The sequence below is a fragment of the Nostocoides sp. genome (genome assembly GCF_035343835.1).
GTDB classification, from domain to species: domain Bacteria; phylum Actinomycetota; class Actinomycetes; order Actinomycetales; family Dermatophilaceae; genus Nostocoides_A; species Nostocoides_A vanveenii.
In genome coordinates this window covers 1-6199 of sequence record NZ_DAOQZV010000193.1, presented here as the reverse complement: position 1 = coordinate 6199, position 6199 = coordinate 1, and the positions used below count along the sequence as shown (strand labels likewise).

Here is a 6199-nt window from a genome sequence, read left to right as displayed (position 1 = left end):
CTGCCGGTGCCCGCGCCCGCCGCGGCGAGTAATGCGCCCACCCCGGCGGTTCTTGCGGGTCGCAAGGCATCCGGGATTGTGGTGCCGCGCAACGGCGCACCCACCCCGACCTGGTCGACGACGACCGGGGAGCCCGCGCGGTTCGACGACGAGGCCGGCGAGATCACCGAGGACCTCATCGACGCCGTGGTCCGGCAGGTCGTGACGTCGTGGTGTGCCACGGCGACACCCGAGGCCCTGATCAGCTTGCGGCGCAGCGAGCCCTTCATCCCCGGTGACCTGGACCGAACTCTGCTGCTCGACCTGTCCAGCCGCAGCGGCGTCTACGACATCGACGACGAATCGCGGCACGCTCTGCGTGACACCTTCTGGGGGTGGATCAACCGGCTCAAGCTGAGCTGAGCCGAAGCGTGCTCCGATCCGTCACCTCGATGCACTAGCGTCCCGCCCATGAGCAGGAGCGGATCCCGGCATCGCGTGCGCAAGATCCTGGCTGCCCTGCTCGGACTGGTCCTGATCGCCTTGGTCGCGGGCTACTGGTACGAACGTCCGCTGCTCCTGACCGGCACCGGGTATGCCGCCCACAACGCCTGCGCCGTCACCAAGGTCGCTGGGCGCACCAACCCGGCGGTCGACCTGCCGCCCAACCCCCTGGTCCCCTATCTGCGCGAGTCCAGCAGCGGCGACGAATTGACCGGGAGCATTCTGGGCGCGCTGGCCAAGCAGCGGGCCTGGTTCACCCCCGACTTCGGCTGCACCCTGGCGCAGGACGCACCGGACTTCGGCAACGGCAGCCAGGTCAGTGATCTGGCCAATCCCTTTGTGCGCGCCTCGGTTCCGCCCCCCTCGGCCGCGATTGCGGCGGCCTTGGCCCAGGCCTTCGGCGATGAGCTGCCCGCGGCCGACAAGGCGACGCTCGGCACGCGAGCCGTCGTCGTCGTGCAGAACGGCAAGCTCGTCGCGGAGCGCTACGCCGACGGTTTCACCGCGACGACGCCGCAACTGGGCTGGTCGATGGCCAAGAGCGTCACCAACCTGCTCGTCGGGATGCTCGCGGCGGACGGCAATATCACCGTCACCGACGACCACCTGCGCCCGGAGTGGAAGGGCAAGAAGGCCGACATCACCGTCGACCAACTGATGCGGATGACCAGCGGCCTGGAGTGGGACGAGACCTATGCCCTCGGCACGCCGGTCACGCAAATGCTCTATCGCGAACCCGATATGGCGAGCTATGCCGCCGGCCTGCCCCTGAAACACGACCCCGGCACCTATCTGCGGTATTCGAGCGGCAGCACCAACATCCTGTGCTCAGTGCTCGGCGACCGCACGAATGTCGGCGCGGACCTGCCGCGACGCGTGCTCTTCGCCAAGCTCGGCCTGGCCTCGGCCACCTGGGAGCCGGACGCGTCCGGCACCCCGGTATGCAGCTCTTATCTGTGGGCGACGCCGCGCGACTGGGCGACCATCGGGCAGTTCGCGTTGCAGGACGGGGCCTGGCACAGCGAACAACTGCTCCCCGTCGGCTGGATGGCGCAGTCGACGAAGGTGAAGAAGGTCGCCACCTCCGAAGAGCCCGGGTATGCCGCGGGCTGGTGGACCAACAAGGACCAGAACGGCGCGGCCGTCGAACCCACACTCCCCGCCGACACCTTTTGGATGCAAGGCCATGACGGCCAGCGGGTCTTCGTCGTGCCATCGGCCAAGTTGGTCGTCGTCCGTCTCGGTTTCTCGCCCGAGGTCGAGGCCGCGGACCTGCGCACGGTCCCGCTCGTGGCAGCGCTGATCGCCGCGCTGCCCCCGGCCTCCTGACCACGCGCTGCGTCCGACCGCTCTCGGCGTCGTGACTGGCGCCGTCCGAGCCCGTATGCCGTGCCCCCCGCCTGGCAGGCTGGGGCCATGCGCGCCGAGGAGTTGCTCGAACAGGTCCCGATCGTCCACCGCGAGACCACCGGCGCCGAGGCCGCGCGCGTCGTGGCCGAGTTCCGCCTGACCGGCCTCGTGGTGGCGGATGACCAGGATGCGCCGATCGCGGTCATCCCCGGAACCCAGCTGCTCTCGGTCGTGCTGCCGCAATACGTCCGCGACGACCCCAAGCTCGCCCACGCCTTCGACGAGCGAGCGGCGGACGACTTGTGCCGGAAGCTGAACACCGTCACTATCGGCGAACTGCTGGACGCCAAGCGCCTCAAGGCGGCCCAGGTGCCGTCGGTCCTGCCCGAGGACACCCTCATCGAGATCGCCACCGTCATGGACCAGGGCCACTCTCCCGTCGTGCTGGTCCGCGAGCGCGACCAAAGCTACCGGGGCGTGGTCACCATGTCGCGTGTCCTGGCAGCCATCGCGACCGCCGCCGGGCAGGACAGCGATCTCGTGCGCCGCCGCCTGCAGCGCGACATCATCGAGCGGGGGCGCTCGGGTGTCCTCACCCAGCCCGATCCGCCCGAACCGGCGGCGGCCGGCGCCTCGGATGCCCCCGTCGTGGGGGACTGATGCACCCGGCCGCGTGGCTGGCGCTGGGGGTCTTCGCGCTGGCATACGTTGTGATCGCGAGCGAGAAGCTGAACCGCGCCGCGGTCGCGCTCACCGGCGGGGCCGCGATGGTGGTGATCGGGGCGACTCGCGGTGACGCGATGTTCTTCTCGCCCGAGACCGGCATCGACTGGAATGTCATCTTCTTGCTCTTCGGCATGATGATCCTCGTCGGCATCCTCAAACAGACCGGCGTCTTCGAGTTCGTCGCGATCTGGTCGGCGCAGCGGGCGCGTGCCCGGCCCTTCCGGATGATGGTGATGCTGGTCTTGATCACCGCGCTCGCATCGGCTCTGCTCGACAATGTCACTACGGTCCTGCTTATCGCGCCCGTGACCTTGCTCCTGTGCGACCGGATGGGACTGGCACCGATTCCGTTCTTGCTGGCGGAGGCGATGGCCAGCAATATCGGCGGCACCGCAACCCTGATCGGTGACCCGCCGAATATCATCATCGCCAGCCGAGCCGGGTTGTCCTTCAACGACTTTCTGATCCATCTTGCCCCGATCGTCGTCGTCCTCGTGGCTGTCTTCGTCGGCTTGTGCTGGCTGCTGTGGGGCCGGCATTTCACCCACGATCCTGAGCGCGCAGCGGCCGTGCTGGCGCTGACGCCCCGCGAGACGATCACCAACCGGCGGCTGCTGTGGCAGATGCTCGCCATCCTCGCCCTCGTCCTGCTCGGCTTCCTGACGCATTCACTCACCCACCTCGAGCCCTCGGTGATCTCCATGATCGGCGCGGGCCTGGCGATCGTCGTCTCGCGCCTTGACCCCGAGGACTATCTCCAGGACGTCGAGTGGGAGACCCTGCTCTTCTTTGCCGGCCTCTTCATCATGGTCGGCTCCCTCGTCCACCAGGGCGTCATCACCCAACTCGCCGATGCCCTTACCACGGCCATCGGCACGAACTATCACGTTGCGGCCCAAGGGATTCTCGTCGGCTCCGCCGTGCTGTCCGGCATCATCGACAACATCCCGTATGTCGCGACCATGGCCCCACTGGTCCACGACCTCGTCGGCCCCGCCCCCGGCCTGCCGCCCGGGCAGCAGTCGCTGTGGTGGGTGCTCGCCCTCGGCGCCGACCTCGGCGGCAATGCCACCGCTATCGGCGCGAGCGCCAATGTCGTGATCTGCGGGATCGCCAAACGCAATGGCCACCCGATCTCGTTCTGGGAGTTCACCAAATACGGCCTGATCGTCACCGCCGTGACGATCCTGTGCACCATCCCGTATGTCAGCCTGCGCTACTTCATCCTCCCCTGACACCGAGCGCGCAACGCGTCACACGATCGGGGTGTGCCGGTCCAGCCAGGTGATATTGCCGTAGCCGAAGCCCGCGCACGCGGCGGCCAGATCGGGAAAGACGCGAGACTCGTTGCGCAGCACCAAGCCATCGGGAGTGTCGTATGCCGAGGCGATCACCGTCAGCGGTCCGCGCGCGTCCCCGGACAGCGCGGTCCGCAGCTCGGCCTGGCTCCCGCTGTCGGTGCGGAAGAAGAGCACGGTGTCGGTGCGCTCACGGCCGGGGCGGGACTCGGCATACAGCAGGAATCGCCTGGGGGAGAGCAGTTTCAGCGGCATCGTGAGGTCGACCTGAGCGGCCTTGAAACCGGTCTGCCGACGGCCGGTCAGGCGCCGGCTGCCGCGGTGGGCGAAGAGCGTGGCCCCGGTCGTGGTCTCCTCGACCATGCCGAGGACGGTCGTGTGGCCCTTCGGCAGAGCCAGGCGCAAGGTGACCTCCCACGGCCCGGCGCCGTCGCGCTTGAAGAGCACCACGGGGTGGCGCTCGGGCTCGAGATAGGCGCGCGCGTCCGGGGTCACTGCCTTGTTGCGGCCACGCGCGGGCGAGTCGATGCTGCGGACATTCGGTGTCGCCGGCGCTCGCCCGGTCAGGTCGAGGTCGCCCGGGGTCAGGCTGGCGAAGCGCTCCTTGAGAAAGCGGTCCTGGATCTGCAGGTCGCGCTCGTTGTGCTCGGTCTCGGCCTGGTCGATGTTGAGCGCGACCGTATGCAGCAGCCGCAACTGAGTGAGCAGCAACTGTTCCGCGGAGTCGTTGATGCCGCGCCGGGTGGAGAGCTCGAAGGCCGAAAGGCTTTCCGGCAGATAGCGTTCCAGCACATCTTGCAGCGTTGGATTGATGTCCTCGCCCGCGCGCGGCGCCGTGTCGGCGATCGCCCGGCTCATCAGCACGGCATCGACGGGTAGCTCCCCACTCGCGGCGTTGACGCGGAGCACGACATCGCGGCCGACCCGCACCGGCGGGTCCGGCTCACCGCGACCGGTCAGGGCCGACAGTTCATCGACGGTCCAGCCGGCGACGTCGACGACCGGCCGATAACGCGCGGGCATCAGTCGACCGGCGCGCTCGATAACGGCCCGCCGCCTGGGATCGGCGATCACCTCGGCGACAGCAGGGTCGATCGCCTCGCGAAGACGGCGGGGAGGCTTGGGCACCCGGCCAGGCTAACCCAGCCGCCGAGACGTCCAGGCCTGGTGTGATTGCTCTCAAATGTCCCAAGGCTCTGGACACGCTGCCCCCGAGGGCCCCGACAATGGGGGATGAGCATCTATGGCATCAACCCCATGGTGCCGCCCTCGGGTACCGGTTGCGGCGAATGTCTGGCCTCCAAGGGGTGGTGGGTGCACCTGCGCAGATGCGCCCAGTGCGGGCACATCGGCTGCTGCGACACCTCGCCCAGCCAGCACGCCACCAACCACTTCAAAACCACTGGGCATCCCGTGGCCGCGACCTTCGAGCCGGGGGAGGAGTGGATGTGGAACTACGAGTCGCAGTCCTTCATCCAGAGCACCCCCCTGGCCCCGCCCCAGTCGCGACCCGAGGACCAACCGGTGCCGGCGCCCGCCGACAATGTCCCGGCCAACTGGCGCGACCTGATCCACCGCTGAGCCCCTGCGTCAGCGGTGGCCGGCCGGCCTCAGCCGTCGGGTGTGCCGGCGGGACGCCGTGCTGAGCACGTTCGCAATGACCCGCTCAGCCGCCCCACCAGTAGCCGTTGCCGGGACCGTCGGCGAGGTGCTGGGCGCCCACCTGAGGTGAGCCACCGAGGGCGATCGCGGCGAGGACGAGCAGCGCCGACGCGAGGAGCAACACGGCGTACCGCTGGTGCGCGGGCATGGCAAGGACACGGGCATGCATGGCTTTCTCCCTCCGAGCGCGACCGGAATCGGTCGCTGCTCAAAGGGAGTGCGCTGCCGCGGAAATGATGCAGCCGCTGGCGAAAAGGATTGACGACCTTATGGGCCGGGGTCCCCGCGTCGCATCGCAACGCCGACGGAGCGAATTATCGCCGTGACGACGGAGCGAAGGACTTCGGGGGGTGGCTCCGTCGGGGTCCCCGTGAGGTTCCCCCCGGACCGTAGAGGCATCCACAATGAGGATCGAGATGCCAGAGATCAGGAAGAAGTACGACCGGGAGTTCCGTGAGGGAGCGGTCCGGATCGTCGAAGAGACCAAGAAGCCGATCGCGCAGGTCGCGCGCGATCTCGGCGTGAACGAGGGCACGCTGGGGAACTGGGTGACCAGGTCACGCGCGGCGCGGGACGGGTCCTCGAGCTTGTCCACGGGCGACTACGAGGAGTTGAAGCGCCTGCGCGCTGAGGTTGCCGAGTTGCGGATGGAGCGTGATGTCCTCAAGCGATCCGTGGTC

At 68.5% G+C, this 6199-nt stretch carries 8 protein-coding genes; 6 read left to right on the top strand and 2 right to left on the bottom strand.

Going from position 1 to position 6199, the window contains the following annotated elements; translation table 11 throughout:
• From PKH97_RS12535 to PKH97_RS12520, 4 genes are all read left to right on the top strand, one after another.
• Positions 1 to 402 (top strand): hypothetical protein (locus PKH97_RS12535; RefSeq protein WP_324387818.1); only part of this gene is annotated, 402 nt, incomplete at its 5' end.
• A gap of 48 nt (positions 403 to 450) precedes the next feature.
• Positions 451 to 1812: a serine hydrolase gene (locus PKH97_RS12530; protein ID WP_324387816.1), complete on the top strand. Its 1362-nt coding sequence runs from the start codon at positions 451 to 453 to the stop codon at positions 1810 to 1812.
• A gap of 87 nt (positions 1813 to 1899) precedes the next feature.
• Positions 1900 to 2493 carry a CBS domain-containing protein gene (locus PKH97_RS12525; RefSeq protein WP_324387815.1) on the top strand — a complete coding sequence of 198 codons (594 nt, stop codon included), beginning with the start codon at positions 1900 to 1902 and terminating at the stop codon, positions 2491 to 2493.
• Complete coding sequence (locus PKH97_RS12520) at positions 2493 to 3794, top strand: ArsB/NhaD family transporter (protein WP_324387814.1); 1302 nt, start codon at positions 2493 to 2495, stop codon at positions 3792 to 3794. The genes PKH97_RS12525 and PKH97_RS12520 overlap by 1 nt, the downstream gene beginning before the upstream one ends.
• Positions 3795 to 3812: 18 nt before the next feature.
• Here PKH97_RS12520 and PKH97_RS12515 read toward each other — a convergent pair whose 3' ends face one another.
• Complete coding sequence (locus PKH97_RS12515; RefSeq protein ID WP_324387812.1) at positions 3813 to 4985, bottom strand: hypothetical protein; 1173 nt, start codon at positions 4983 to 4985, stop codon at positions 3813 to 3815.
• A 105-nt stretch (positions 4986 to 5090) separates the two neighbouring features.
• On the opposite strand from PKH97_RS12515, the gene PKH97_RS12510 reads away from it, so the two are divergent.
• Complete coding sequence (locus PKH97_RS12510; RefSeq protein WP_324387811.1) at positions 5091 to 5438, top strand: UBP-type zinc finger domain-containing protein; 348 nt, start codon at positions 5091 to 5093, stop codon at positions 5436 to 5438.
• A gap of 85 nt (positions 5439 to 5523) precedes the next feature.
• On the opposite strand, the gene PKH97_RS12505 is transcribed toward PKH97_RS12510, so the two are convergent.
• Positions 5524 to 5688 carry a hypothetical protein gene (locus PKH97_RS12505; RefSeq protein WP_324387810.1) on the bottom strand — a complete coding sequence of 55 codons (165 nt, stop codon included), beginning with the start codon at positions 5686 to 5688 and terminating at the stop codon, positions 5524 to 5526.
• A gap of 247 nt (positions 5689 to 5935) precedes the next feature.
• Here PKH97_RS12505 and PKH97_RS12500 point away from each other — a divergent pair.
• Positions 5936 to 6199 (top strand): transposase (locus tag PKH97_RS12500; RefSeq protein WP_324387809.1); only part of this gene is annotated, 264 nt, incomplete at its 3' end.

Coding starts and splice junctions, on each gene's coding strand:
- PKH97_RS12530 (WP_324387816.1), top strand. CDS start 451: ATGAGCAGGAGCGGATCCCGGCATCGCGTGCGCAAGATCCTGGCTGCC.
- PKH97_RS12525 (WP_324387815.1), top strand. CDS start 1,900: ATGCGCGCCGAGGAGTTGCTCGAACAGGTCCCGATCGTCCACCGCGAG.
- PKH97_RS12520 (WP_324387814.1), top strand. CDS start 2,493: ATGCACCCGGCCGCGTGGCTGGCGCTGGGGGTCTTCGCGCTGGCATAC.
- PKH97_RS12510 (WP_324387811.1), top strand. CDS start 5,091: ATGAGCATCTATGGCATCAACCCCATGGTGCCGCCCTCGGGTACCGGT.
- PKH97_RS12505 (WP_324387810.1), bottom strand. CDS start 5,688: ATGCATGCCCGTGTCCTTGCCATGCCCGCGCACCAGCGGTACGCCGTG.